Annotated in this window: 23 protein-coding genes; 15 read left to right on the top strand and 8 right to left on the bottom strand. The window is 46.9% G+C overall.

Features of this window, described 5'->3' with window-relative positions:
• The first annotated feature begins 223 nt into the window (after window positions 1–223).
• Window positions 224–499: a hypothetical protein gene (locus tag M3629_RS12050; RefSeq protein WP_251506346.1), complete on the top strand. Its 276-nt coding sequence runs from the start codon at window positions 224–226 to the stop codon at window positions 497–499.
• A 48-nt stretch (window positions 500–547) separates the two neighbouring features.
• On the opposite strand, the gene fabV is transcribed toward M3629_RS12050, so the two are convergent.
• A complete protein-coding gene (gene fabV / locus M3629_RS12045; protein WP_251506344.1) occupies window positions 548–1,744 on the bottom strand; it encodes an enoyl-ACP reductase FabV in 1,197 nt (398 codons plus the stop codon).
• A 246-nt stretch (window positions 1,745–1,990) separates the two neighbouring features.
• On the opposite strand from fabV, the gene M3629_RS12040 reads away from it, so the two are divergent.
• The 3 genes from M3629_RS12040 to M3629_RS12030 all read left to right on the top strand — a co-directional run bounded on the left by M3629_RS12040 (window position 1,991) and on the right by M3629_RS12030 (window position 5,702).
• Window positions 1,991–3,274 carry an XRE family transcriptional regulator gene (locus tag M3629_RS12040; RefSeq protein ID WP_251506342.1) on the top strand — a complete coding sequence of 428 codons (1,284 nt, stop codon included), beginning with the start codon at window positions 1,991–1,993 and terminating at the stop codon, window positions 3,272–3,274.
• A gap of 979 nt (window positions 3,275–4,253) precedes the next feature.
• Window positions 4,254–4,673 carry a hypothetical protein gene (locus tag M3629_RS12035; protein ID WP_251506339.1) on the top strand — a complete coding sequence of 140 codons (420 nt, stop codon included), beginning with the start codon at window positions 4,254–4,256 and terminating at the stop codon, window positions 4,671–4,673.
• A 234-nt stretch (window positions 4,674–4,907) separates the two neighbouring features.
• The gene (locus M3629_RS12030) at window positions 4,908–5,702 is read left to right on the top strand and encodes a hypothetical protein (protein ID WP_251506336.1); all 795 of its coding nucleotides are present in this window, start codon (window positions 4,908–4,910) and stop codon (window positions 5,700–5,702) included.
• Between the two features lie 179 nt (window positions 5,703–5,881).
• On the opposite strand, the gene M3629_RS12025 is transcribed toward M3629_RS12030, so the two are convergent.
• From M3629_RS12025 to M3629_RS12015, 3 genes are all read right to left on the bottom strand, one after another.
• Window positions 5,882–6,541 carry a hypothetical protein gene (locus tag M3629_RS12025; RefSeq protein ID WP_251506334.1) on the bottom strand — a complete coding sequence of 220 codons (660 nt, stop codon included), beginning with the start codon at window positions 6,539–6,541 and terminating at the stop codon, window positions 5,882–5,884.
• Between the two features lie 62 nt (window positions 6,542–6,603).
• Window positions 6,604–7,422, bottom strand: coding sequence for a class I SAM-dependent methyltransferase (locus tag M3629_RS12020; protein ID WP_251506333.1), 819 nt, complete (start codon window positions 7,420–7,422; stop codon window positions 6,604–6,606).
• Between the two features lie 67 nt (window positions 7,423–7,489).
• On the bottom strand, window positions 7,490–8,503 hold the full coding sequence (locus M3629_RS12015) for a helix-turn-helix transcriptional regulator (protein WP_251506332.1): 1,014 nt from the start codon (window positions 8,501–8,503) through the stop codon (window positions 7,490–7,492).
• A 142-nt stretch (window positions 8,504–8,645) separates the two neighbouring features.
• On the opposite strand from M3629_RS12015, the gene M3629_RS12010 reads away from it, so the two are divergent.
• Complete coding sequence (locus M3629_RS12010; protein ID WP_285888684.1) at window positions 8,646–10,079, top strand: glycoside hydrolase family 1 protein; 1,434 nt, start codon at window positions 8,646–8,648, stop codon at window positions 10,077–10,079.
• 84 nt (window positions 10,080–10,163) lie between these two features.
• Here the strand turns inward: M3629_RS12010 and M3629_RS12005 are convergent, their stop codons facing one another.
• The gene (locus M3629_RS12005) at window positions 10,164–10,832 is read right to left on the bottom strand and encodes a phosphatase PAP2 family protein (RefSeq protein WP_251506328.1); all 669 of its coding nucleotides are present in this window, start codon (window positions 10,830–10,832) and stop codon (window positions 10,164–10,166) included.
• A 177-nt stretch (window positions 10,833–11,009) separates the two neighbouring features.
• Here M3629_RS12005 and M3629_RS12000 point away from each other — a divergent pair, with 177 nt between their 5' ends.
• Window positions 11,010–11,582: a hypothetical protein gene (locus M3629_RS12000; protein ID WP_251506326.1), complete on the top strand. Its 573-nt coding sequence runs from the start codon at window positions 11,010–11,012 to the stop codon at window positions 11,580–11,582.
• Between the two features lie 243 nt (window positions 11,583–11,825).
• Here the strand turns inward: M3629_RS12000 and M3629_RS11995 are convergent, their stop codons facing one another.
• Complete coding sequence (locus M3629_RS11995; RefSeq protein WP_251506324.1) at window positions 11,826–12,605, bottom strand: AraC family transcriptional regulator; 780 nt, start codon at window positions 12,603–12,605, stop codon at window positions 11,826–11,828.
• A 30-nt stretch (window positions 12,606–12,635) separates the two neighbouring features.
• On the bottom strand, window positions 12,636–13,220 hold the full coding sequence (locus tag M3629_RS11990) for a LysE family translocator (protein ID WP_251506322.1): 585 nt from the start codon (window positions 13,218–13,220) through the stop codon (window positions 12,636–12,638).
• 184 nt (window positions 13,221–13,404) lie between these two features.
• Here M3629_RS11990 and M3629_RS11985 point away from each other — a divergent pair, with 184 nt between their 5' ends.
• The 6 genes from M3629_RS11985 (at window position 13,405) to mmsB (ending at window position 21,786) form a co-directional block, all read left to right on the top strand.
• Window positions 13,405–14,418 (top strand): substrate-binding domain-containing protein, encoded by a 1,014-nt coding sequence (locus M3629_RS11985; RefSeq protein WP_251506320.1) that lies wholly within the window; start codon window positions 13,405–13,407, stop codon window positions 14,416–14,418.
• On the top strand, window positions 14,399–16,366 hold the full coding sequence (locus tag M3629_RS11980) for a cache domain-containing sensor histidine kinase (protein ID WP_251506600.1): 1,968 nt from the start codon (window positions 14,399–14,401) through the stop codon (window positions 16,364–16,366). The genes M3629_RS11985 and M3629_RS11980 overlap by 20 nt, the downstream gene beginning before the upstream one ends.
• 44 nt (window positions 16,367–16,410) lie before the next feature.
• Window positions 16,411–17,640, top strand: a complete 1,230-nt coding sequence (locus M3629_RS11975; RefSeq protein ID WP_251506598.1) for a response regulator — start codon at window positions 16,411–16,413, stop codon at window positions 17,638–17,640.
• A gap of 274 nt (window positions 17,641–17,914) precedes the next feature.
• Complete coding sequence (gene chvE / locus M3629_RS11970) at window positions 17,915–19,000, top strand: multiple monosaccharide ABC transporter substrate-binding protein (RefSeq protein WP_285888646.1); 1,086 nt, start codon at window positions 17,915–17,917, stop codon at window positions 18,998–19,000.
• Window positions 19,001–19,088: 88 nt separating this feature from the next.
• Window positions 19,089–20,639, top strand: coding sequence for a multiple monosaccharide ABC transporter ATP-binding protein (gene mmsA / locus M3629_RS11965; RefSeq protein ID WP_251506318.1), 1,551 nt, complete (start codon window positions 19,089–19,091; stop codon window positions 20,637–20,639).
• Window positions 20,623–21,786, top strand: a complete 1,164-nt coding sequence (mmsB, locus tag M3629_RS11960) for a multiple monosaccharide ABC transporter permease (protein ID WP_251506316.1) — start codon at window positions 20,623–20,625, stop codon at window positions 21,784–21,786. The genes mmsA and mmsB overlap by 17 nt, the downstream gene beginning before the upstream one ends.
• A gap of 102 nt (window positions 21,787–21,888) precedes the next feature.
• Here mmsB and mgtE read toward each other — a convergent pair whose 3' ends face one another.
• Complete coding sequence (mgtE, locus tag M3629_RS11955; RefSeq protein WP_251506315.1) at window positions 21,889–23,259, bottom strand: magnesium transporter; 1,371 nt, start codon at window positions 23,257–23,259, stop codon at window positions 21,889–21,891.
• Between the two features lie 162 nt (window positions 23,260–23,421).
• On the opposite strand from mgtE, the gene M3629_RS11950 reads away from it, so the two are divergent.
• The 3 genes from M3629_RS11950 to M3629_RS11940 all read left to right on the top strand — a co-directional run bounded on the left by M3629_RS11950 (window position 23,422) and on the right by M3629_RS11940 (window position 25,226).
• Window positions 23,422–24,147, top strand: coding sequence for a DNA alkylation repair protein (locus M3629_RS11950; protein ID WP_251506311.1), 726 nt, complete (start codon window positions 23,422–23,424; stop codon window positions 24,145–24,147).
• Between the two features lie 7 nt (window positions 24,148–24,154).
• Window positions 24,155–24,709 carry a methylated-DNA--[protein]-cysteine S-methyltransferase gene (locus M3629_RS11945; RefSeq protein ID WP_251506310.1) on the top strand — a complete coding sequence of 185 codons (555 nt, stop codon included), beginning with the start codon at window positions 24,155–24,157 and terminating at the stop codon, window positions 24,707–24,709.
• 211 nt (window positions 24,710–24,920) lie between these two features.
• Window positions 24,921–25,226, top strand: a complete 306-nt coding sequence (locus tag M3629_RS11940; RefSeq protein ID WP_285888644.1) for a YfzA family protein — start codon at window positions 24,921–24,923, stop codon at window positions 25,224–25,226.
• The last annotated feature ends 24 nt before the right edge of the window (window positions 25,227–25,250 follow it).

Raw genomic sequence — 25,250 nt, 5'->3', positions numbered from 1 at the left:
TTATTTTTTTAAAAATTTGAACGTCCTATTGGATCACTCATACATATGTATTTACAAACATCATAAGTAGGTCACTTCAATGGTTAAAGAGACGTTATGACTTTTCGTTAAACAAGTTTAAGATTACTTAGATGTAAAGTCCTCAATTATAGTTGCACCTTCACTTGCAACGTTACACATGATATATTGAACATAGTACAACTGAAGGAGTGTGTTCATCATTATGGCACGTACACAGACACAAAAAGCATTACGTAAAGCAACACGATCAGGACAATGGACTCCCGAGCAAAGCCGAAGAGTGAATGGGGATTATGGGGCATTATCGCAACATGTTCGCCTCACGCCATCCAAGCAGGAAAAATTACAAAAGGTCAAACACAAGAAGCAGATCATCCAGGATGGTGGTGCTTCTTTTTATTTTCTCTTCGAGCGGAGTAGGTCAGGAAAAGGTGATGAATGTGTGCGTGGAAGGATGGAAGGAGACGTATGGAAATAAAAAAGGAGAAGCATGGCAGCTCCTCCCTGGATGCAATGTACATTAAACTTATGACTGAACGAGATGAAGTACTTCAACGTTTGGATCCACGTCGGCCTCATAATCGACGCCATTGGTTTCAAAACCAAACAGCTGGAAGAACTCGCGGCGGTAACCTTCAAGATCGGACAGGTCATAGATGTTCTCAGACGTCAACTCGTTCCAGATCTTCGCCACTTCTTCCTGCACGTCTGCTCTCATCTCCCAATCATCGATCCGAATGCGTCCTTGCTCATCTGTTGGAACTTCACCGCCAGCGTACAAACGCTCCGCAAACAGCCGTTGCAACTGTTCGATGCATCCTTCATGCAGTCCTTTTTCCTTCATCACTTTGTACAAGGCGGAAATATACAGAGGCACAACTGGAATGGCCGAGCTGGATTGGGTAACCAGTGCTTTGGCTACGGTAACGTAAGCACGTCCGCCTGTCGCACTCAGACGCTCATGCATTTTGCGTGCCGTTGCTTCCAGATGAGCCTTCGCTTGACCAATGGATCCATCACGATAAATGGCGTGTGTTAGTTCAGGGCCAATGTAAGAGAAGGCAATGGTTGTTGCATTGTCTGCGAGTACGCCGCCTTGTTGCAATGCGTCCATCCACAGTTCCCAGTCTTCTCCGCCCATGACGTTAACTGTCTGACGAATCTCTTCTTCTGTTGCAGTTTCGAGAGTTACTGAAGTGATCTCGCCTGTATGGAAATTGACGGTTTTGTTGGTGTATGCTTGTCCAAGCGGCTTTAGCACAGAGTTGAACACTTCGCCTGTATTTGGATCGGTACGGCGTGCCGAAGCAACGCTGTATACGACCAGATCCACTTGACCCAATTCGCTGCGAATCAGTTCGACAGCTTTATCGCGGGTTTCATTGGCAAAAGCATCACCAGTGATGCTGTAGGATTTCAGGCCTGCGTCATCCGCAGCCTTCTCGAATGCCGCAGAGTTATACCACCCCGCAGAAGCGGTTCGTTTATCCGTAGAGCTGGAGGGACGGTAAATACCAATTGTATTAGCGCCTGCTCCAAAAGCGGAGACGATGCGCGAAGCCAGTCCGTAACCTGTGGACGCGCCGATGACGAGCACGTTGCGGGGCCCTTGAATCTCTGGCTGAGATTTTACATAGTCAATCTGCTCCTGCACTTGTGCCGCACAGCCGACAGGATGGGAAGTTGTACAAATAAAACCACGTGTTCTTGGTTTGATAATCATTGTTGTGGCACCCTTTCGTGTTCAATTCATGTGTAACTTTAGATCGATTCATTACGCTTTTTTCGTATATTGTACGTATACATCTTCCCTATTGTAAAACAATTATGTCCGAAACGGAAACCGTTTTGTCAATTTTGCTGGAAGGATAGTACGGGGGTGGCCACTCGGCTTTCATTTGGGGATGATGAGATGGTAGACTCGCTATAGAGAAAGAGAAGACCTTCATAATGAAAGGATAAACTAGTTATGCTGAAAGAACGGATCGAGTTTTTGAGCAAACGAAAACAAATCTCACGCAAAGACCTCGTAGAAGGTCTGGTTACGCAGGCACACTTTGCAAACATCTTGGCAGAGCGTTATCCGCTGCCCGACGATTTGGCTGTGAGTATTGCTGAGCGCTTGGGTGTAAGCTCCTCTTATTTGTTGCGGACAGCAGCGCAGGATGAACAGACATTGGCACGAGCAGAAACGATTTTTGTACAGATGTCCCTGCCAGCCTCGGCGATCCCGGAAGAAACGGTACATGCTCTGGAGGATCAGGATGATTCACTTATGGTGGAACTGACGACTGCTTTGATGAAGGCGGTCTACTATCAGCAGTTAAATGATGCCGCTGCGCATGAATATATACATACATCGTATCTGAATTTTTATTTGGAGAAATATGGTCGACCGGATGACGTGCACCTACCTGGGCCGCTTACGAAAGCTTTGCTATTTTACAAAATTCAATACTACCGATCCAAGCAGGCATTTGTGGACGTGCTCACTCATGTGACCAGACTGAGCGCCCTGACGGAGCCTGGAAGCGAGCTATGGCTGTCGACCCAGAATATTCAGATGGAGGCATATATCCATACCCGGCAGTACGAGGATGCTAAGCGCACATTTGAACAGACGATGAAACAGGTGTATGATCAGCGGTTGTTTCATCGTTTATCCAGTCTGTACGTGGCATACAGCGGATATTGCTTTACGATGGGACTGTTGCAGGAAGCTTTGTCCGCGTTGTCGATGGCTGAGGCGAATCTGGTCTACGCCGGAAATCAGGGAGATTTGGTGACGGCTATTGCGAACAATCGAATTGTCATGTTGACGATGTCAGGAGAGTTAGATCAGGCGCAGACTGAGATTGAGCGATTCGAAAACCTGCTCCAGGCAGAAACGAAGGAGACGCAGCAGGCGATGAAACCGTTGCTTTTGGTGTATCGCTGTGAGGTTGCCTCCGCTCGGAAAAATTGGGGCATGCTGGCGCAAAGTGTGGATCAACTGTTAAGTTGTGCTGTCACAGAGGATCAGCGAATGAACGCGGTTTTTTATCAAAGTCAGCTGGCGCTGGCACACGGGGAACAGGCCACCTTTATAACTCAAGCCCTGGCTTGTCTGCCGTATTTTGAGTCTGTGCAGCAACCGCTACGCCTGGAATCCTTATATGAAGGATTGGCTGTGGTGAGTGAGGATCAGCGGCGGTACAAAGAGGCGGCAGGTTATTATCGCAAGCTGGTGTATTTGCTTCGGAGAACGAAGTAAAGGTTAAGTTTTAAGGCCGGTTGGGGCAGGTAAGGCAGGTGTAAGGTAGGTAAGGTAAATCGATTGAAATTTGGAGGAAGGGAAAGCAGTGCAGGCATAAGGTGATCGGTTAAGGGGAATTTAGGAAGTAGAAGGATAAGATAGAACAGATAGAGTAGGTCTGGAACGTATTGTGTATCGTAAGTATCGGACCGCTTGGCTAGATGCAGTAATGTAAAGGGATATAGATTGTAGCAGGGTAAGGTAAGGCAATGAGACAGGACAAGCAAAAGGTGAATTAAGAGTAGAGTAGATTAAGACAAGCCAGGATAGGACAATATAAGGAGGTTTATTGTCTAACGATCACCAGCGACGCTATTTCTGCGAATTTCAGGCGTTTGGTATCCTAATGATCACAGTGGAGCTTATTTTAGGAAAATCAGTGCCGAATTGGACTTTTTCTTTGTTTTTCAGTGAAATAAGCTCTCTCGTGATCGTTACAATTTCAGAATGGCCTATTTTGCTCAAATAAGCTTATCTGAGATCGTTAGAATAAATAAATGGGTTGCAAAGCTTCAACTTCTCAGTAGAATATTTTAAATGTTGAAGAGATATGTGTGTGAATTTTGTGCGGTAGATGGTAGATGTATGCTGTAAGTTTGTCTTTATTGCTGAATGTTTGCTAGATAAGCATCTTTAATAGAGCTAAGGTGCCGAGTGTGCATTCGTCTAAAAATAGGAATTTGACCACTCTGAGTAACTGTAATCAGAGCCAAGTAGCGGACAAATTCACAAAAATAAATGGCTTATTCCTCATTGAGTCGGTAAGAACAATTTTTTTATTGGGAAAAAGTAAGCATAGCTACAAATAAATTGATGGAATGTTGTCTTAAGCAGCACATCTCCTCGGTTCTTTTGTATGTGTCCAGATCTGTATTCATATAGGCTATGTTGTGTTTATAATTAATCATACCAATAAAAAACAAATGAGGTGTTCGATATGTTGGGATGGTTTACACGTAAAAACAAACAGGAAGATGCTGTTGCCAAAGCAGATCGCGTAATGAACAAAGGGCTTACGGGCATGATGATGAAAGGATTTGTACCCAAGGAACATCGGGATGCCATCAACCAAAGTTTGGACTCGGCTAAGCAGGCACAACTGGCTGCAAGCGGATCGCTGCCACTGACGGCAACTGGAACCGTGATCAGTGTAACGGATACGGGAAAATTAATTAACTTTGATCCTATTGTGGTGCTTGTACTTGAAGTCACTGAAACGGGTGGTCGCACGTATCAGCGCACGATGGAAACACTGGTGTCCAAGCTGCAGATTCCGCGTGTGGGTGATCGTGTCGGTTTGGGACAGCATCCGGCGAATCCTTCTGAACTGATTTATATGGGACTTCTTTCAGTTTAGGTGGCAAGGTGTGAAGGAGTTTGAAGTACAGCAAGAGTTCAACTTTGAATTGAAAGGTTCAACAGGCGAATAACCAAAGGCTGGAAAATGTAAATAAAGGTAAGATGTGTTTGGAAAAAATTATAACTTTTAGTTTGTTTGTTACAGATAACAAGGAGAAATAGACATACGTAAATAGAAAGATACACAGTAAACAGAGGTATAAGCATAAATTAGATAGATAGGGTGATAGAGATGAGTCGTTTTTTTAGAGTGATTGGATTACTGATGGTATTTGGGACAGGATTTTCCCCGTTCATAGCTCAGTGGCTGTGGAATGATCCGTTTATGGTTATGCAGGCGTGGTGGTTTAAACCGATGCTTTTTGGAGGAATTGGTTTACTGGTCATTTCGTCTATATTCGGTACGAGTTTGGGACAGCGCAAGATCAAATCGGGATTGCCAGCAGTGGGTGTGATCCAAAGTATTCAGCAGACGGGCACTTATATTAATGAACAGCCGGAAGTGAAAATGATGCTGAAAGTGTCTCGTCAAGGCCGGGAAACGTATGATACAGAATTAAGAACCATCGTTCCTTTGACCTTGTTGTCCCAGTTGCAGCCGGGAGCCATCATACCGCTTGTCGTTTCCGAGAAGGATGAGCGCAAAGTCGGGCTGGATCACCATGGAACGGTGTCGCAAGAGCATATGCAGCAACTATTGAATGAAAAGATGATGCAGCAAGGTATAGCACCGGAGATGGTAGATATTGCGCGCACAGGAGAGAAGGGGCTGGCTAAAATTATGGACGTTACCCCTATGGGAAGCGGACAGAATGGCAACATCAAGCTACAGCTTAAACTGAGTATTACGAAGTCAAATGGTGAAACCTTTGAGGTGACTACGCAAAAAGAAATACTGCCCTCTGCGATGTCGCAGGTTCAGCAGGGACATATCATTAACGTATTTTATTCGCCGCAGGACCCTTCCAAGGTGGCTCTTGCTCTTCAAGTGCAGGAACAACAGTTGAATCATCTTTTCTCGTCTTAATATTCTCATCTTGATCTGCTTATCCTTAGCATCACTTTAAAAAAGCTGTACAAAATGGAACTGTAGCATTCTCGCGGTTCATTTCAGGAAATTAGAGTTATAATATTCGAGCGCCCTCCCCAAGTCAAAGCGGACGATGAACGGGAACGGCGCTCTTTATTTGTAGCTCTACAATTAAATTAAGAACGAGTGCTTGAAGGAGAACGCATCAGCATTGCCCGGAAAGAGTGAAAAAGAGGCTGTGCGTAGTGTTCAAGCTGCTCCCGGCTGGGCTGTCCCTCTTCTGTTAATATATCGTGATCGAACCACACAACAGCATAATCATTGTCATCATTTGGTTTACTCGTATCCCAGCAGACAGGCCCCGCATGATCTTCATAGGAGGCAAATGGAATATATCCCGCCTTAATGAGTGATTCCCATGATGACCAGAGGTTGCGTAATTCCCGAAGGGGGTAGTCAGAAGGTAGATTCGGTAATTCGATCGTAAATCCTTCATAGCGAAGATACACATTCAGAACATATCGGCTACTCAGATAGGCCGTATAGAGCGGCGGCAGAGAGAAAGATGAGCTATACATACCCGAACCAGGCTTAACATAATTAGCAACTAATTCGTTAATCTGATCTACTGTAACCTCTGAATCCAGCATTCTCCAGCGAACCCATTCCTCTTCATCCACCTCGCCATCATGCATATTCGAAGGAACGCCATAGTCCTCTTCTTCCATTTTGGCTGGATGAGACATTAGAATATCGCGGTGAGGAGAATCGAAATATGCGTCCAGCCAGCTTTTGATGAAAAGGCGATCTTGTTCCAGCACCTCTTTGTTAATCAAAGCGGTCACAACCCTTCAAGAATCATCATTCGTATATTTTTATATCTTGATATGCTTTTATTTTAAACGATACCGATTCGCATGCGATAGGAGAACAGCACTTCTTTCGATTTTCCGTCAAAAACAAGCTCTGCCCGGCGTCTGAAGTCATCTGCCATGTCATTCAACTCCGTGGCGCCCAGCTTCAAAGCTGTCTGAAGTCCGCCTTGGCTAAGAGCCAGGTTGGCATAACGCTCAGCTGTGAATGGCTCCTGATGATGGAACACAATTTCCCGGCTATAACGGAATAGCCTGGATTGTTGAATTTGCCGCAAATGGCCTTCTTTACTCCATTTATGGGCTTGTTGCCCTGCGCTCGATAAACGTGAAGCAAGCTCATCCGCAGTGCTCACCAGTTGCTGGTATGCTGCTTCAAGCTGCCAGTCCAATACTGGCGGCCAGTCACAGTCGTAGGCGGCAAAAACACCACCTGGACGCAGCACCCGTGCGAACTCGCGCAAGGTGGATTCGGGCTCCATCCAGTGAAACGATTGGGAACACGTCAGAATATCTACACTGTCATCAGGCAGGCCGAGGTCATGTGACATTCCGGCCGCAAAACGAAGCTGATCCGGTTTGCCTGCGGCTTCCCATTTCGCAATGCCCACGGAGCGCATATCCTCGCTAGGTTCCACACCGATTACTCGCTCGGCATGATCCAGCCAGATCCAGGTAGATAACCCTGTTCCGCAGCCAACATCAGCCACGAAGCGCGGTTTCTTGCCCAGATAATGAGTCAAAATATCGACGACTTCGCGGGGAGCAGCGGGTCTGTTTTGATCATACAATGTGCCAAATCCTTTAAAGCGTTCCACGTTATTATGTCTGATCTGCTGATTCATGTGTGTCCTCCCAACATCGCTATATGCCTGTTGATCCAATTTTAAAATAAAATGGTATAGATCCATACTATATTGTACCATCATCCTCGGCTTTGTGCCCATCATCTTCCAATAAAAGTGCGACGGCTTCTTGATGTCTGCGAAGCAGCTCTTTGCGCACCTCTATAGGTGCAATCACCTTTATTTTCGAGCCAAAGGACAGTAGAAAAGAGTACAGCCGTTCACCCTGATCAAGCTGAAGAGAGACTCGCAACTTGCCATCCGGCTCTTGTTGAATGATAGCGGGATCAAGCAGGTCATAGACACGGTAGGCGACTGAATGTTCAAAGAGTAGTTCGAGTTCGATCTGCTCATCCGGCTGTTCCCTAGTTTCTCCTTCCATGTCGTTATTTTGACCTTTATTACTGTCCGCAGTTAAATTCTCTTTTTTCAACGTATATACCTCGGTACGCTCGTAAGCGCCGGGCACAAAGCGAAGTTCTGTGATCCGCTTGATTTTGTACGTGATGAAGGTGTCTGACGAATCGGATGTCACAGGGGGGGCTTGTTTTAAACCCTTGAAGTACCATGTATTGTTTTTAAAAATAAGCTTCACCGGCAGCGCCGTTTCCACACTCGCTTCTCCATTGGAATCGATATAATGAAACGATAGCAATTGACTTGCGAATATCGCCTGTTTCACCTGATTAAATAGCTGCATCTCTTGCTCGGGAATACTGCCCCAAGGAGAATACTCAAATTCAATCCAGTCCAGTTTATGATCAAAAAGGGTCGTTAACCTGCCCAACATCCGGGCACTATTCAAATGAGGAATGGCGCTGACGCTGTACAAGCCCAGCAAAATTTCATTCTGTTCATCCTCGTTCAGCAGCGATTTGTCCATGACATAGTGATCCATCAGATGAATGCCGCCGTGTTTGCCCGTTGTTGTGTAGACGGGAATGCCTGCCGCGCTCAGGCGGTCAATGTCCCGGTATACGGTGCGAACCGAGATTTCGAACAGGCGCGCAAGCTCCGGGGCGGTCGTTTTCTTTTTTTCCAGCAACAGCAACAACATTCGGAATAATCGGTTATGTTCCATGACCCAATTATATCATGACAACCGTTGTCAGGGTATGGGTGCTACACTTGGACTATAACGTTATAGTTCTCAGCGTATTTTAGTGGATTGAAGATCACAGACGTGCTCTAGTAGCCGTCTATATTAGAGGAGGAAATGCATGATGAAAATGAAAGACGGATTCTTTTGGGGCGGCGCAACGGCTGCCAATCAGTTTGAAGGCGGATGGAATAAGGATGGCAAAGGGCCGAGCACATCGGATATGATGACAGGCGGAACGCATACCACGCCGCGCCGAATTACACCTGTTCTTGAAGAGGGTACCTATTATCCGAGCCATGAAGCGGTTGATTTTTATGGACATTATAAAGAAGATATTGCGATGATGGCCGAGATGGGTTTCAAAATGTTCCGCATGTCGATCAACTGGTCTCGCATTTACCCGAACGGTGACGATCTGGAGCCAAACGAAGAGGGTTTGAAGTTCTATGATAACGTCTTTGCCGAGTTGAAAAAACACAATATCGAGCCATTGGTGACGATCTCCCACTACGAGACACCGTTTGGCCTGACACAAAAATATAACGGCTGGGCTTCTCGTGAAGTGATCGAATTTTACATCCGTTATTGTACAACCCTCTTCAATCGTTATAAGGATCAGGTAAAATATTGGCTAACCTTTAACGAAATTAACTGTCTGACAATGCCGCTTGGTGCATATATGGCAGGTGGATTGTTGTTTGAAGGTAAAGAAACATTGACGGACGGCGTAGATCAGCCACAGACTCGGTTCCAGGCGCTGCATCATCAATTCGTGGCCAGTGCCAAAGCGGTGAAGCTGGGACACGAGATCAACCCGGATTTCAAAATCGGCTGTATGGTTGCTTTCATGACAACGTATCCGAACACGTGCAACCCGGATGATATTTTGCTTGCACAGAAGAAAGATCAACTGTCCAACATGATCTGTGGCGATGTACAGGTTCGGGGAGCATACCCAGGATTCGCAAAACGTTTCTTCGCAGAAGAAGGCATTGAAATTCAAATGCAACCGGAAGATGAGCAGACGCTGCGTGAAGGCTGTGTAGATTTCTACTCCTTCAGTTATTACATGTCTCTCGTGGAAAGTGCGGATGCATCGCTGGATCGAGCGGAAGGAAATCTGTTGGGTGGTATCAAAAACCCTTATCTCGAAGCTTCCGACTGGGGCTGGCAGATCGATCCGAAAGGACTACGCTATACGCTGAACCACCTCTATGATCGTTATCAGGTACCATTAATGGTTGTGGAAAATGGTCTGGGTGCGGTTGATGTAATTGAAGAAGACGGCTCCATTCAGGATGACTACCGGATTGATTATCTGAAAGGTCATATTGAGCAGATGAAAGAAGCGGTTGCAGACGGCGTTGACCTTATTGCTTATACAATGTGGGGCTGTATTGACCTTGTAAGTGCATCGACTGGTGAGATGAAGAAACGTTATGGTTTCATTCATGTCAACAAAGATAATGATGGCAACGGTGACTTGAGCCGCACACCGAAGAAAAGCTTCTACTGGTACAAAGATGTGATTGCTTCTAATGGAGAGAAATTGTAATTCAACAGCTGTAATCAAAAGATAACAAAACCCCAACGATCTTTCGGTCGTTGGGGTTTTTACGATGAAGCATGTAACATGCGACTAGGCGAAGCTTCTGGCTTGTAATTCAGACAGCCGCTGCAAATGACGTCTGTAGAACCAGATACAGGTGAATAACCAGCACCCGCTCAGAAAGTAACCGCCAACGACGTCACTAGGATAATGTACGCCCAGATAAATCCGGCTAATGCCGATCATCAGGATAAAGGCAGCACTGGCTGCAATCATACATACACGCCCGGCAAAGGTCGGGATATGTTTCCAGATCAGAAAGGCAAGTCCGCCATAAAGGCTGAACGCCGCCATGGAATGTCCGCTGGGGAAGCTGTACCCGCTTACTTCGATAATGCGGTTAATAGTTGGGCGAGCTCGTTGAAACAGCAGCTTGATCACGGCATTCAGTAGCGTAGAGCCTGCAAGCACGATGGCAAGAAAGAGCAGTTCGCGTTTGTGGCGTAGGAAAACATAGAGGATCAGCATGACAATGACCGTAATAACAACGACCTGAAGCTCACTACCAATCCAGGTGAAAAATTGCATAAATCGGGTCATTCCAGGTGATTCCATGCCTTGGATCAAGTCGATGAGTACAGCATCAAAACGATGAATCTGGTTATCGCTAATGGACAGCGCAATGCTGATAAAAGCGAACAGGCATAACGCTGCAACCAGCAGCGGAATGGAGATTTTGTTCGTCAAATTGTGCTTCAAATGTTAATTCCTCCGTCATCCATGATGTTTTTGATTATAGTTATCGTTGTTGAACGAAAGTATTGTTCGCTCGAAACATAGTGTTAACATTCTACAATAAAACAAACAAAAACGAAAATGGAGACGTTAATAAGATAAGAGAGGCTTCAAGATAATTCAAAGGGGGAGAATGTAAGGATGAGGAGAGTGGGGGCGGCCGTTTTAGTTCTGTTGTTTTTTGTAGCAAATGTGATGGTTTGGCCAGGGGAGCGGGCATACGCGTGCAGTTGTGTCGAATCCAGTGTCAAGGATAAGTTGGAAACGTATAGCGCTGTATTTACGGGGAAAGTAGTCGAGATCGGAGGCGACTCCATAATCAGTAGTAGGGAATATAAGAAATATACGCTGGATGTAGACACGACCTGGAAAGGCGTAGATGCAAAAAAGACAACCATATTGATTAATAATATGGGCGAAGGTGCCTGTGGAATAACATTGGCAAAAGATCAGTCTTATCTTATTTTTGCTAATCAGGATGATAAGGATGGCAAATTATACAGCAGCCTATGTAGCGGTAATCTTCAGATTGAACAGGCTGGAGAAGCAATTAATATGTTGGGCAAAGGCACTCCTGTAAGCTCTGATGATTTCACGGACAGTAGCAGTGGATATAGCAATCCGTGGATGATTTCGCTATATGCTGGGGGTGCAGTTGTCATACTTGCGCTGGTAGGTGGCTCGCTGTGGAGAAAGAAACAGCGGAGAGCATAATATTTATAGTTAAAGCATCTGTATTGTTATCATAGAAGAGTTGTATGTGATATATAGAAGGCTTGTATGAGAGCGGCCATATGAAGGACAAGAGCTGCAGTGAACGCAGCGTGCAGTGGAATTTACCTGACCAAACATCCCCTTATGGACCTATATACACTCCGTAAGGGGATGTTGATTTTTCAGCTGTGTTTTTGATTTCGGTGGGTGATGAGCATACGGTCCGAGTACTGTAACTCTATATTAACGCTGGAGCTGTACCATATAATCATGCGCGGTCACACCGAATACTCGCTTGAAATGTCTGTTCAGATGGGTCAGATCGACAAAGCCGCAGTCAGCCACGGCGGTATAGATGTCTCTATGTTTCTCAAGCGATTGACGGGCATGTTCGACCTTGCAGTTCAGGAAAAATTGATAGGGTGAAAAGCCAGTATGGGCTTTGAATTCACGGATAAACTGAAACTTCGACAGGCCGAACGCAGCCGATAGATCATCCAGTTTAAGTACGTCTGCGGTGCTGCAAAACATCATTTCTTTTGCTTTGCGAACAAGGCTGTCCTGAGGTTTCCAGAGTCTTGCAGGCTGTTCCTCCTGAGCCAGCATATGCACCAGTTCAAACAACCGGGTGCTACACTCGGCTTCGTCCTGTCTGTGCTGCACGGCATCGTTCAGCATGAGAATGCTTCGGGCAAGCTTCGGATCATAGACGATGGGAGTGGAGAAGCGAAGTTCTTTTTTACCCATAATTTCTTCAACTAATTCAGGCTTCAGGTAAAGCATCACATAATCAATACCCTCTTTATCATAGGAACTTCCATCATGTAATTGCTCGCGGTTAAACAACATGACACCGTTCGGATGTGAGGCCTGATAGTGACCTTCCAGATGATATTGCTGAATGCCGCGCAGCGTTACGCCTACGGCATATTCCTCATGGCAATGCTTTTTATAGGTAAAATCGGTGAAGCTGGCGGATAGAGCCAGCACGTCTTCTGATCTTTTGTAGCTAAACTGTTCCATACCGCACACCTCCTCAGATGAAATAAGTCCTTAGATCACACCTGATACAATAATGGCTGAGTATATCAAAAAAAGAGCCATCATCATACTACATGTTCGCTGGTAACGATTCAGCAAGGATCGAAAGATCGTGCCGAACACCACCCAGCTGGAGTAAGCCAGAAAACCAATACATGTAATCAGCATAACATAGAAGAACGCAGACCATGATTCTGCAGCGACGTAAGGAAGTACATAAGCTGGAATGACGGTGAAGGTAAACAGTACAACCTTGGGATTCACGAATTGCATCATTACACCGTTCCAAAAGCCTAATATAGCCTGGGGAGCGGCTTCAGTAGAGCCCATTCGATAGACCTGATAAGCGAGGTATAGCATGTAAATGCCGCCGATGATCTGCATGACTTGCAAGATGCCTGGCAAGACGTCAGCGAGAAGCTGATTTAACAAAGCAGACGCGGTCAGCAACAGACCGAAAGCTAAGGTAGCTCCCCAGACATAAGGCATGGTGCGGCGTGCGCCTACTTTTTGTGTGGAAGAGAGAATGACAATATTGCTGGGGCCAGGTGTGAAAGTGACAACGATACAGTAGATTAAAAAGGTTAGTATATTCATGTTAAGCTCCTTCTTCGATGATAGATTCAAATTTCACGTTCATTGTCGTAATCATACGGCGGAGCAGACCAGAGCTATAGTACATTATTGCAGAGAGGTTCCCTTTTTGAATGATTGCGTTTACAATCGATAACGGAGTGAGGATGTACAGACTGACATAGACCACTTGAGGAAGTGAACAAAAATGAAAAAAATGCTGCTGATCTATATTGTGCTGATTGCGGCGTTTGCATTGTATGTATTGAGATTTGAATATACCAGTCAGGTAAACAGCTCGTGGGAAAACCGCGGACTCCGCGGTGATCTGGGTGAGACGTACATGATGATTACGTTTCAGTCCGGGCTGGAATATTGGAAGAGCCCGCTGAAAGGTTTTGAGGATGCCGCGGATGCGCTGGGCGTGACCGTCGAATATCGCGGGGCTACACGGTATGATGCCAAAGAGCAGATCACGGTGATTGAACAGGCCATTGCGCGCAAACCTGCAGGCATTGCTATATCCGCAATTGATCCAAAGTCGTTAATTCCAGCGATCAATAAAGCTGTGGAAGCGGATATTCCTGTAATCTTGTTCGATGCCGATGCACCGGGGAGCCAGGCGTATTCTTTTTTGGGAACGGATAATTACAAGGCAGGCGTAACGGCAGCGGATAAAATGGCCGAGCTCCTCGGTCGTGAAGGAGAAGTCGCTGTATTAACGTTGCCGGGACAGCAGAATCATGAGGAACGTACCAACGGATTCCGCGAAACGATTCAGCAGCGATACCCCAATATGCAGGTCGTTGAAATCGCGGATGGACATGGAGATACGTTGAAATCCCGGGATGAAACGATACGGATGATGAAGGCACATCCGAAGCTGGCGGGTATATTTGTCACCGAGGCAACGGGAGGCGCCGGAGCCGGGGAAGCGGTTCAAAATGCCAATCCAGGCAATGGTCAGAAGCTGCACATTATTTCTTTTGACACGAACAAAGCAACACTCGATCTGATCCAAAATGGCACAATATCCGCTACGATTGCACAAGGGACCTGGAACATGGGATATTGGTCGCTCCAATATCTGTTCCATCTGCATCATCACTTGACTGTGCCTGCGCCTTCGCCTTCAGGAGAAAATGCACCGCTACCTGTAACGGTAGATACGGGAATCTCGGTCGTGACACGTTCGAATGTGGATGATTATTATGCCAAATAAACAGAGAACATGGCGCTCTGAGCTTGTGAACGGTGTACGCCGCCTGCGTCTGCGTAACATGCCGCTACGATACCAGTTGATGCTGCTATTTCTGCTTTTTGCCATCGTGCCGTCCGTTGGTTTGGGTCTGCTCGTGAATTGGACGGTAGAACGGGTCGTGGAGCGACAGGTAGAGGGACATACGATGCAGCTGATTGGCAAGGTCAATGAAGCGTTGAATACCAAGATGGAGAACTTGCAAAATATGACCTACCTGATAGCGTTTGAACCAGACGTTAATGCTTTCATGGACGAGAAGATCGGCGGAGACGGGAACACACGTGAACAAGAACGTGAACGCATCGAAAGACAAGCCAGCCAAGCGTATACGGAATCTGAACAGAACCGTTTGTATGGCATCAAACAGACTTTGCAAGGATTCACAACGTTGTACCCGGAAATTGCAGGTATCGTGCTTGTGAACGGTAACGGTGATTATATAAGCAATGAGATGTATCCTCGAAAGGAGCAACGTCTGACCGAGGAGGATTGGTATCGGAAGGCTGCAATGCAACCAGGAATTTTCACGGTACTGGGTCAGCCGCGAGAGCGCAACATGACCACCCATGTCCGGTATAAGGATGATGAGATTGTATCGGTCGCCCGCTCTGTCACGGATGAAACGACAGGGCTTGTAAAGGGAGCTGTACTCATTGACCTCAAGTTGAGGTCCGTTTCACAGGCGGCTCGTAATGTAACCCTTGGAAAATCTGGGTATGTCATGGTCACCGATGCCGAAGGACAAAGTGTGTATAAACCGGAGCATCCGCTCATTGAACATATTCCGGCGAGCTGGTTTGCTTCGGGAGAGGGCGGAACGTTTACGAAAGATGTGGGTGGCGAAGCGTTATTATTCATGTATCAGTCATCTACCTTTACGGGCTGGAGAACGGTCGGGGTGTTCCCGACCAAAGAGTCGATCTCCGAGGTGCGACAGATTCAGTTTTACGTGGTCAGTTTTGTCTTTGTCGTGTGTTTGTTTGGTTTGAGTGCATCCTTGTGGTTTTCCCGCTCCATTGCGCAGCCGATCTTTCGGTTGATGTCTTATATGCGTAGAGCCGAAACAGGCAATCTCAATGCAGGCCGCTGGAGTGATCGTGCCGATGAGATCGGCATGCTGGGAAATAGTTTTAACCGAATGCTGAGTCAGATTCGTCAGCTGATTACGCTGAATGAGCTGAGAGAAAGGCAGAAACGGGATGCGGAGATGCGCAGTTTGCAGGAACATATCAAGCCTCATTTTTTATATAATACGCTGGATACGATTCATTGGATGGCTCGAAAAGAAGGCGCTGACGGTGTGTCCGATATGGTTGGGGCACTGTCCCGTTTGTTTCGAATCGGACTCAGTAAGGGACAGGATTATATTCCGCTACACTCCGAGCTGGAACATATCAGCAGTTACCTGCAGATTCAGCAGACAAGATATCGGGATCGTCTTGGTTACACCATCCATGTCCCGGAAGAATTTCAGAACTTGTATGTGCTGAAGCTGTTACTCCAGCCGTTGGTGGAAAACGCGATTTACCATGGCATTAAGGGTAGACGTGGCCCAGGTCATATTGCCATAGAAGCGAATGTGGAGCAGGGGCGGTTACATCTGACAATTAAGGATGACGGAGCCGGAATGAGCGAAGAACGACTGGCGGAGATGCTGCAGCTACTGGATATGCCGATGGAGAGTCTGGAATCGACTTCACCGGGGTGGACGGGTAAAAGTTACGGGATGTTGAATGTACAGGCACGATTAAGATTATCATTTGGCAGTGACTATGGGATTTGGCTGGACAGCAGGCAGGGTGAGGGAACCCGCGTTACGATTATTCATCCACTGATGCGGGATATGCCTGTAACAATACCTCCCCGGGTTGAGCCCCAAGATAACCAAGATCGACAAGAGAAGGAGTGAAGAAGGCTGTGGATTATACAGTGACACCCGTCGATGCCAATGCAATGGATAACCTGTATCGTGTGCTGATTGCCGACGATGAACCGATTATTCGAGAAGGAATCCGAGAGGCTATGGATTGGGCTATGCTTGGCATGGAGGTTGTCGGTGAAGCTGAGGACGGTGAAGAAGCACTTGAACGGGCAGTTGAGCTGAATGTACATGTCGTGCTAGTCGATATGAATATGCCGTTCCTGAATGGGATTGAACTGATTCGTGCTTTACAGGAACAGTGCCCCGGGGTTCGGTATCTGATCATATCGGGGCACGATGAATTCGCTTATGCGCAAGAAGCGGTTCGTCTCGGGGTGGAGGATTACATCCTGAAGCCTGTACAAGCAGACCAATTGAGTGCTGCACTGGAGCGGTTACGTCAGCGTCTGGATGAGGAGCATCAGCGGACAGCCTATGTCAGACAGGCGGCAGAGCAGATTGAACGCAATATTCCGCTCCTTCGTCAGCGATTTTGTCAGGAGTGGATGAAAGGACAGGTAGATGGTAATAGTCTGATGGAGCAACTTGCTTTTCTACATCTGCCGTCTGTATCGCCTGTACAAGTTGGAGTGGTGCGTTGGCCTGCTGCCGAGGCGCGTCAGACCATACTGAGGGAGAATGATCGTCAGCTGTTTCTGTATGCCATGGAAAATATCATAGCAGAACTGCTCGGAGATCATCCGCACGTACTCTTTCGTGATGCTAGTAGTGTTATCGGGATCTGCCTGTGGCAGGAGACCCCTGAGGAGATTACACTCCTGCTGGAGCAGCAGATTAGTGCTTGCCTGAACATCGCTGTTCATGCCCATGTTGAACCTCATAGGGGGACGCTGGAAGAGGTGCCGGGTACGTATCGGCATTGCCGTGAACAGGTATATGAAGAAGTGAAGCTCTCTCCGCTCGTTCGCAGGGCAAGGCAGCTGATTCAGGAGGAGTACGCAGAACGGGAGTTGACGCTGGAATCACTCGCATCCCGTTTGCAGGTGTCGGCAGTATATCTCAGTCGTGTGTTGAAAAAAGAGTTGAATGACTCGTTCGTTACTCTTGTCACTCATACTCGTATTCGTAGAGCCGCACAGCTACTGGACTCCACGTCGCTCCCGATCCATACCATCGCTGAACGCGTAGGATATGATACACAGCACTATTTCAGCACAGCGTTCAAAAAAACGATGGGTATCTCGCCTGCCCAATATCGTAAAAATGGCGGAACAGACAGTTCCAGCGCAGGCTCTGTGTAGATTTCGAAGCATCATCGGAAGTATGGATATCAATAGGCTACAAATAAACCCACCGTTAAAGGTTAACCGCCTGTGGTGGGTTTTTCCTTTGCCCTTTTCCATCAAAAGTTAAATTTTTATAAAAAAGGTTCAAAACCTGCAAAGACCCCGCTGGTTGCGAAATGCTACCATGAGATACAGAGAGGGACGATAAGTTAGACGATAATCTATAAGTTGTAAGCGTTATCTTAAGATTCCAACTGAACGCGATGACGTGAGGAAAGGGGAACTTCATATGAAAAAAGGAGCAATACTCATCTGGCTTCTGGTGATGTCCTTCATGCTCTCAGCCTGTAATCTGGCTGAAAGTGATGTGGGAAGCAAGGAGAAAGGATATGTCGGTATATCCATGCCTACCAAATCGTCGGAACGCTGGGTGGGAGACGGCGAGAATATGGTTCGTCTGTTTCAGGAGCAAGGTTACAAAACAGATCTTCAGTACGCCGAAGACGTGGTTGAGAATCAAATCTCCCAGATTGAAAACATGATTACCAAAGGCGTTGATGTCATGGTCATCGCTTCTGTTGATGGCAACACGCTGACCGATGTCATCAAGAAGGCACATGATGAAGGCATTCAGGTCATCTCGTATGACCGGCTTATTCGTAACACGCCATATCTGACTTACTATGCTACGTTTGACAACTTTAAAGTCGGGGTGCTGCAAGCCTCCTATATTGAACAGAAGCTGGGGCTTAAGGATGGCAAGGGGCCGTTTAACATTGAATTGTTTGGTGGATCACCGGATGACAACAATGCATACTTTTTCTTCGACGGTGCAATGTCCGTGCTCAAGCCCTATATCGACTCTGGCAAACTGGTCGTCCGCAGCAAACAGATGACGATGGCGCAAATTGCCACACTGCGCTGGGACGGGGCTTTGGCCCAATCAAGGATGGATAACCTGCTGAGTGCTTACTATTCAGGCGATAATCTGGATGCGGTGTTATCTCCGTATGACGGAATCAGTATCGGGATTATCTCATCTCTGAAGGGCATTGGCTACGGCAAGCCGAACAAACCACTTCCAGTTATTACAGGGCAGGATGCGGAATTGGCATCCATCAAGTCCATTGTAGCCGGAGAGCAGACCCAAACGGTCTTCAAGGATACACGTAAGCTCGCCGAGAAAACGGTGGAGATGGCTAACAGCATTTTGCAAGGAAAACAAGCAGAGGTGAATGACATAAAGTCATATAACAACGGATTAATGGTTGTTCCTGCGTATCTGCTCGACCCGATCTCTGTAGATCGTACCAATGTGGAAAAAGATATTGTAGGCAGTAAGTATTACACCAAAGAAGAAATAGGCCTACCGTAAAGTGCGATGAAATAGGTAGGGCGCTCATAAATACGATGCAAAAGATCGGTGTGCCATAACGCATCATCCAAGGAAAGGAGTACATGCCATGACGGACATTATTCTTGAAATGAAGAACATTACCAAAACGTTTCCGGGCGTCAAAGCGCTAGAGAACGTCAACCTGAAAATTCGGGAAGGCGAAATTCATTCCATATGCGGCGAAAATGGCGCAGGCAAGTCTACGCTGATGAAGGTGCTGAGCGGAGTATACCCGCATGGAAGCTATGAAGGGGACATTTTATTCCGAGGTAAGACTTGTGAGTTCAAAGATATCAAGCAGAGCGAGGATATGGGCATTGTCATTATCCATCAGGAGCTGGCGCTGATCCCGTATCTCTCCATTGCGGAAAATATATATCTGGGCAACGAGCGTGCAAGCAAAGGTATCGTGAATTGGAAGGAAACCTTTGTCGGGACACGTGAACTACTTGGCAAAGTAGGTCTGGATGAAAACCCGAACACCCTGGTATCCAGCATCGGAGTAGGTAAGCAACAACTGGTTGAAATTGCGAAAGCGCTCTCCAAAAAAGTGCGTCTGCTTATTCTGGATGAGCCCACCGCAGCGTTGAATGAAGACGACAGTGAAAATCTGCTTCAACTGATGCTGGAATTCAAAAAACAGGGAATCGCCTGTATCCTCATCTCTCACAAGCTGAACGAGGTGTCCAAGGTCTCGGATGCGGTGACGATTCTGAGGGACGGTAAAACGATTGAAACGCTCGATATGAAAAAGGATAACGTCACCGAGGATCGCATCATCAGCGGAATGGTTGGACGGGATCTGACGAGCCGCTACCCTGAACGTCATGCCACGATTGGTGAAGTGGTGCTGGAAGTAAAAGACTGGACGGTGTATCACGAGCATCAGGTCGAGCGTAAGGTGCTCGATCAGATCAACATGAACATCAGACGTGGCGAGATCGTAGGGATCGCGGGACTAATGGGCGCAGGACGTACAGAGCTTGCGATGAGTATTTTCGGCAAATCGTATGGTCGTAACATCTCGGGGCAGTTGATCAAGGACGGCAAGCCGATTCAGAACAACAGTGTGACCGAGGCGATTCAGAATGGTTTTGCTTATGTGACAGAAGATCGCAAGGAATATGGCCTTATTTTGATGGATGATATCAAACGCAATATTTCCCTCACCGGACTTGGTAAACTGACCCGTAATGCCGTTGTGAACGAGCAGGAGGAAGTGCTGGTTGCGGAAGAGATGAAGAAAAGCATGAACATCAAGGCACCAAACATCCTGCAGAAAACCGGGAATCTGAGCGGAGGTAACCAGCAGAAGGTGGTACTGAGCAAATGGATTTTTGCCGGGCCGGATATTCTCATTCTGGATGAGCCGACACGCGGGATCGACGTAGGAGCCAAGTTCGAAATTTATACGATTATCCACCGGCTTGCTGCCGAAGGCAAGGGTGTGCTGGTGATTTCATCAGAGCTTCCGGAAGTGCTGGGTCTGTGTGACCGGATCTATGTGATGAATGCCGGACGAATTACGGGTGAAGTCAGCCGGGAACAGGCATCGCAGGAAACACTGATGAGATATATGACCAAGTCTGGAGGCGGTAAGCATGGAAACGGTAACTAAACTGTTCAAAAATAATATACGTCAATATGGCATGATCATTGCCCTCGTTGTCATTATGCTTCTATTTGAGGTGTTAACTAGTGGACTGTTGCTCAAGCCAATTAATATTACGAACCTGATTTTGCAAAATAGTTACATTCTTGTCCTCGCCATTGGAATGGTGCTGGTCATTATCACAGGGCATATCGACTTGTCCGTCGGTTCGATTGCGGCCTTTGTCGGTGCTGTAGCCGCCATCATGATGGTGGATTGGCAGCTTCCAGCTTGGCTCGCAGTCATTGCTTCGCTGCTGGTCGGTGCGCTCATTGGTGCATGGCAGGGCTTCTGGATTGCGTATGTGCGGATTCCCGCCTTCATCGTTACGCTCGCCGGCATGCTGCTCTTCCGTGGTCTGACGATGATTGTACTGGAAGGGCAGTCGATATCTCCTTTCCCTGCTGGATTTCAAAAAATCAGCTCCGGTTTCCTGCCGGATGTACAATTCTCGGGTTTGGGTCTGGTGTCCATCATTGTGGGGTTTGCACTTACCATCTGGTACATTGTGAATGAACTGCGGGAACGAGCTTCCCAGCGCAAGTATGGATTCGAAGTTGTATCGCAAGGGCTGTTCCTGCTTAAGCTGATCGTAGTGGCAGCGGTAACGAACCTGTTCACCTTCGTACTCGCAAGTTATGCGGGTATCCCCAATATTCTGGTGCTCCTGTTTGTGCTGATCGTGGTGTATTCCTTCGTCATGAATCGTACCGTGATGGGACGACATGTGTATGCTCTCGGGGGCAATGAGAAAGCGGCAGGACTGTCCGGGGTCAAAACGAAAAAAGTAACGTTCTGGGTGTTCGTGAACATGGGTACACTTGCGGCTGTATCCGGTCTGATCTTCGCCGCACGTCTGAATGCGGCTACGCCAAGAGCGGGTACGAACTTTGAGCTGGATGCCATTGCAGCTTGCTTCATCGGTGGAGCGTCAGCTTCGGGCGGAATCGGTACCGTATTCGGTGCGATCATCGGTGGTCTGGTTATGGGTGTGCTGAACAACGGGATGTCCCTGATCGGTCTGGGTATTGACTGGCAGCAAGGAATCAAAGGATTGGTGTTGCTGCTCGCGGTAGCATTTGATATCTATAACAAAAATAAACGGGCTGCTTAAAGGTTTGTATAAATAGAACCGTATAATGACATGACAGCTTCAAAAAGACCCTCGATCTATTGATCAGGGTCTTTTTGATCTATCAAGATACTGGCACTGCATCTACATCAGTGCTCCTATGAAACATGTAGCAATCCCAAAGTAGATAAACAGGGAGAGAATATCGTTCAGTGTTGTAATCAACGGGCCGGATGCCACAGCGGGATCAACTTTGAAACGGCTGAGCAGGAGCGGGATGCATGTGCCTGTCAGTGTGCCGATGATTAGCGTGAGAAACAGGGATACACCGATAATCATCCCGAGCAACCAGTCTCCTTGCCAGAAATAAGCAATGACCGTAATGAGCAGACCGCAGACAAGACCGATCATCGTACCGACTTTAATCTCTCGTCCAATCAGAGCGAGTACCGTTGATTTGTCCAGCTTGCGTCCGATAAGTCCGCGTACGACGACAGCAAGGGATTGCGTCCCTGTATTTCCCGTCATACCCGCAATCATAGGCATGAAGAACGCAAGAGCCACAACCTGATTTAGTGTATCTTCAAAAAAATCCACAATGCTTCCCGAGATTAAGCCGATCAATAACAGCAAAATAAGCCAAGGCAACCTGCGTTTGACGGCAACGAGAGGTTTGGTATCAAAATCAATATCTTTACCGCCGCCACCCATTTTGGCGAGGTCTTCGCTGGCCTCATCCATAATGATATCAATGACGTCATCCATCTGGATGATCCCGCACAGCCTATTATTCTCATCGACGACCGGAACGGCGATGAATTCGTAACGCTGGAGCAACTGGGCAGCCTCTTCCTGATCCATATCTACGGTGGCGTGAATGACACGTCTGGTCATCAGTTGTTCCACTTTGGTTTTGTCATCGGCCAGAGCAAGGGAGCGGTAACTAACGACACCAGCTAGCTTACCTTCATCGTCAATGACATAAAGGTAACTGGAAGGGGAGAGGTGCAGCGTACCTTGTGATTGCTTCAGTGCTTCCTTTGCTGTGTCGTGGGTGGATAATGTCCGATAGCGATCGGTCATGATCCGTCCGGCTGTCTCTGGTGGATAGCTGAGTACAGAGCGGATGATGGCGGAGTGATCCAGATTCATGCTGGATAACAATTCTTCCCTGCGTTTCGCTGGCAGGTCGTGCATGAAGCGAATGAGGTCACTCTTGTCCATCTGCTGCATGACTTCCAGTGTACGCTCTGGCCCGAGTCGTTCAAACAGTTCAGCCTGCTCGTGAAGCTTCAGGTTCTCTGCCAGATCGGCAAGTGTGTCCGGTTTAAATAGAAGAAGAAAACGATTCTTTTCGTCTTCAGGGAATTTTTTATAGATAAGTGAAAGATCATAGGGACGCAGTTCCTTCACGAGTTTATAGAATTCCGGCAGATTCTGGGATTGTACATGCTGTGTCAGTTGATGGGTGATCTCCTCAACGGAGAGCTCTTTATTGGTTTGAGAACCGTTCATAATGACACTCCTTTCCTGAATGGTGCGCTTCATATTTTTAAACGGAATGCATTCGTTGTTAAACAATATTGAAATCTTGCTCAAACATTCGAGATGGGCTTACAAAAGAAAGCACTCAGGATATACTTGTTTTACAGTAATCAATGAGGAGGTCCAGTGCCCTTGGAAACCGATATTCGAACACAACTGCTCAGCCTGGCTGAGCCAGAATACCAGAAATTCGCAGCCTCCCTTATACCGAATATTTCAAACGTGATGGGTGTGCGATTACCGACGATCCGCAAAATAGCCAAACAGATTGCCGCTGCAGACTGGCGTACGTACCTGGATACGGCGCAGGATGACTATTTTGAAGAAGTGATGCTGCAAGCGATGGTGATTGGTCACGTTCAAGCAGATCTGGACGAAGTGTCAAAACGTATTGCGGCTTTTGTGCCCAAAATCGATAATTGGTCTGTGTGTGACAGCTTCTGTGCCGGACTGAAATATACGAAAGCGCATATGGATGCAATGTGGAACTTCATTCAGCCTTATTTGAAGTCAGATCAGGAGTATGAAATCCGGTTTGCCGTGGTCATGCTGTTGAACTTTTATGTGGATTCCCCTTACATTCATCAGGTGTTACCGTTACTTGATCAGATTAAACATGAGGCCTATTATGTGAAAATGGCGGTCGCTTGGGCAATCTCGATTGCGTATGTAAAACAGCCTGAAGTGACCATGGCGTATTTGCAGCACAATACGCTTGACGATTTTACGTACAACAAAGCACTCCAGAAGATTACGGAATCGTACCGGGTAACAGCGGAGGACAAACAAGTGATCCACAGCATGAAACGCAAGGTGAACAAACAGACAAGCTCCTGGCTCAAAATAAAGAGAGGGTGAATATGGAATGAGGCAAAAGATGATGTATGCCACGATGTTGCTGGACGGTCGTCCATGGAGTTTGCTAGCAACCGAAAAGGGGCTGTGCCGGGTCGTTATGCCGAACGAAACGCTGGAGGACTGGCGCAACTGGATTGGCAAAATTGCACCTGGCGCTGAGCCGGAGGCGAATGAGCAAGCGATAAAACAAACCGGCATGATGGATTGGCTGATATCCTATTTTGAAGGAGAAAGGATAGCTTATACAGAGGACATCCCGCTTGACCTGATCGGTACCGAATTTCAGCAGCAGGTATGGAAAGCGCTCGGGCGTGTGCCGTACGGTGAGACACGTACCTATGGCGATATCGCTGCCGTGATCGGACGACCCTCGGCTGTGCGGGCTGTAGGTGCGGCGAACGGGGCGAATCCGATTCCCTTGCTACTTCCGTGTCACCGCATTATTGGCGCAAACCGCAAGCTGACGGGCTTTCGCGGTGGTTTAGAGCTGAAGCGCAGGCTGCTGAATATGGAGCAGATTCAGGGTGTTGAAGATGGAGGGCATGCTAGGTTTGAATTTTAATATCAAGAGGTATTGGTAGTAATATGAAAATTTTTATTTATTTGGAACGGTTCAGGTGAAATATGATAGAGATGTGGTATATAATCTATCTGTGCTCTGTATATTAATTACAGGTACAGAGAATTATATCCATCAGAGAGAAATTGAAAAATACAGAGCTACCTTGTGAATTAATCTGGAAATTATGATTTTATGAGAGGAGAGGATTGTATTGTCGTACGTTTCGCAGAAATCTCACCCGAATCGTACAAAACGCTGGATGATCAGCATTGGCATTTTTGTAGTTCTTCAAATAATCTTTATTGTTGTTGACGGTACGTCTTTAGAACCTAGGGTAAATGATAGTGACAATGTATTTTCAGTAATGCTTAGAGGCATCCTTGAGTCAAAGCTGCTTAATGAAGGGATAGCACCGTATTCTTTTCCCTTGTTTAATCTGATTCTGATCGTGTACGTAGCTGCTCTACTTCTTCAGGCTATAGCAGATATGATCTCAGTTGTTTTTCGAAAAAGATAGACGCAACCTTCGATGCCCAATACA

This window comes from Paenibacillus polysaccharolyticus (genome assembly GCF_023714295.1).
In the GTDB taxonomy this organism is placed as follows: Bacteria; Bacillota; Bacilli; order Paenibacillales; family Paenibacillaceae; genus Paenibacillus; species Paenibacillus polysaccharolyticus_A.
This window is presented reverse-complemented; position numbering and strand designations above follow the sequence as displayed.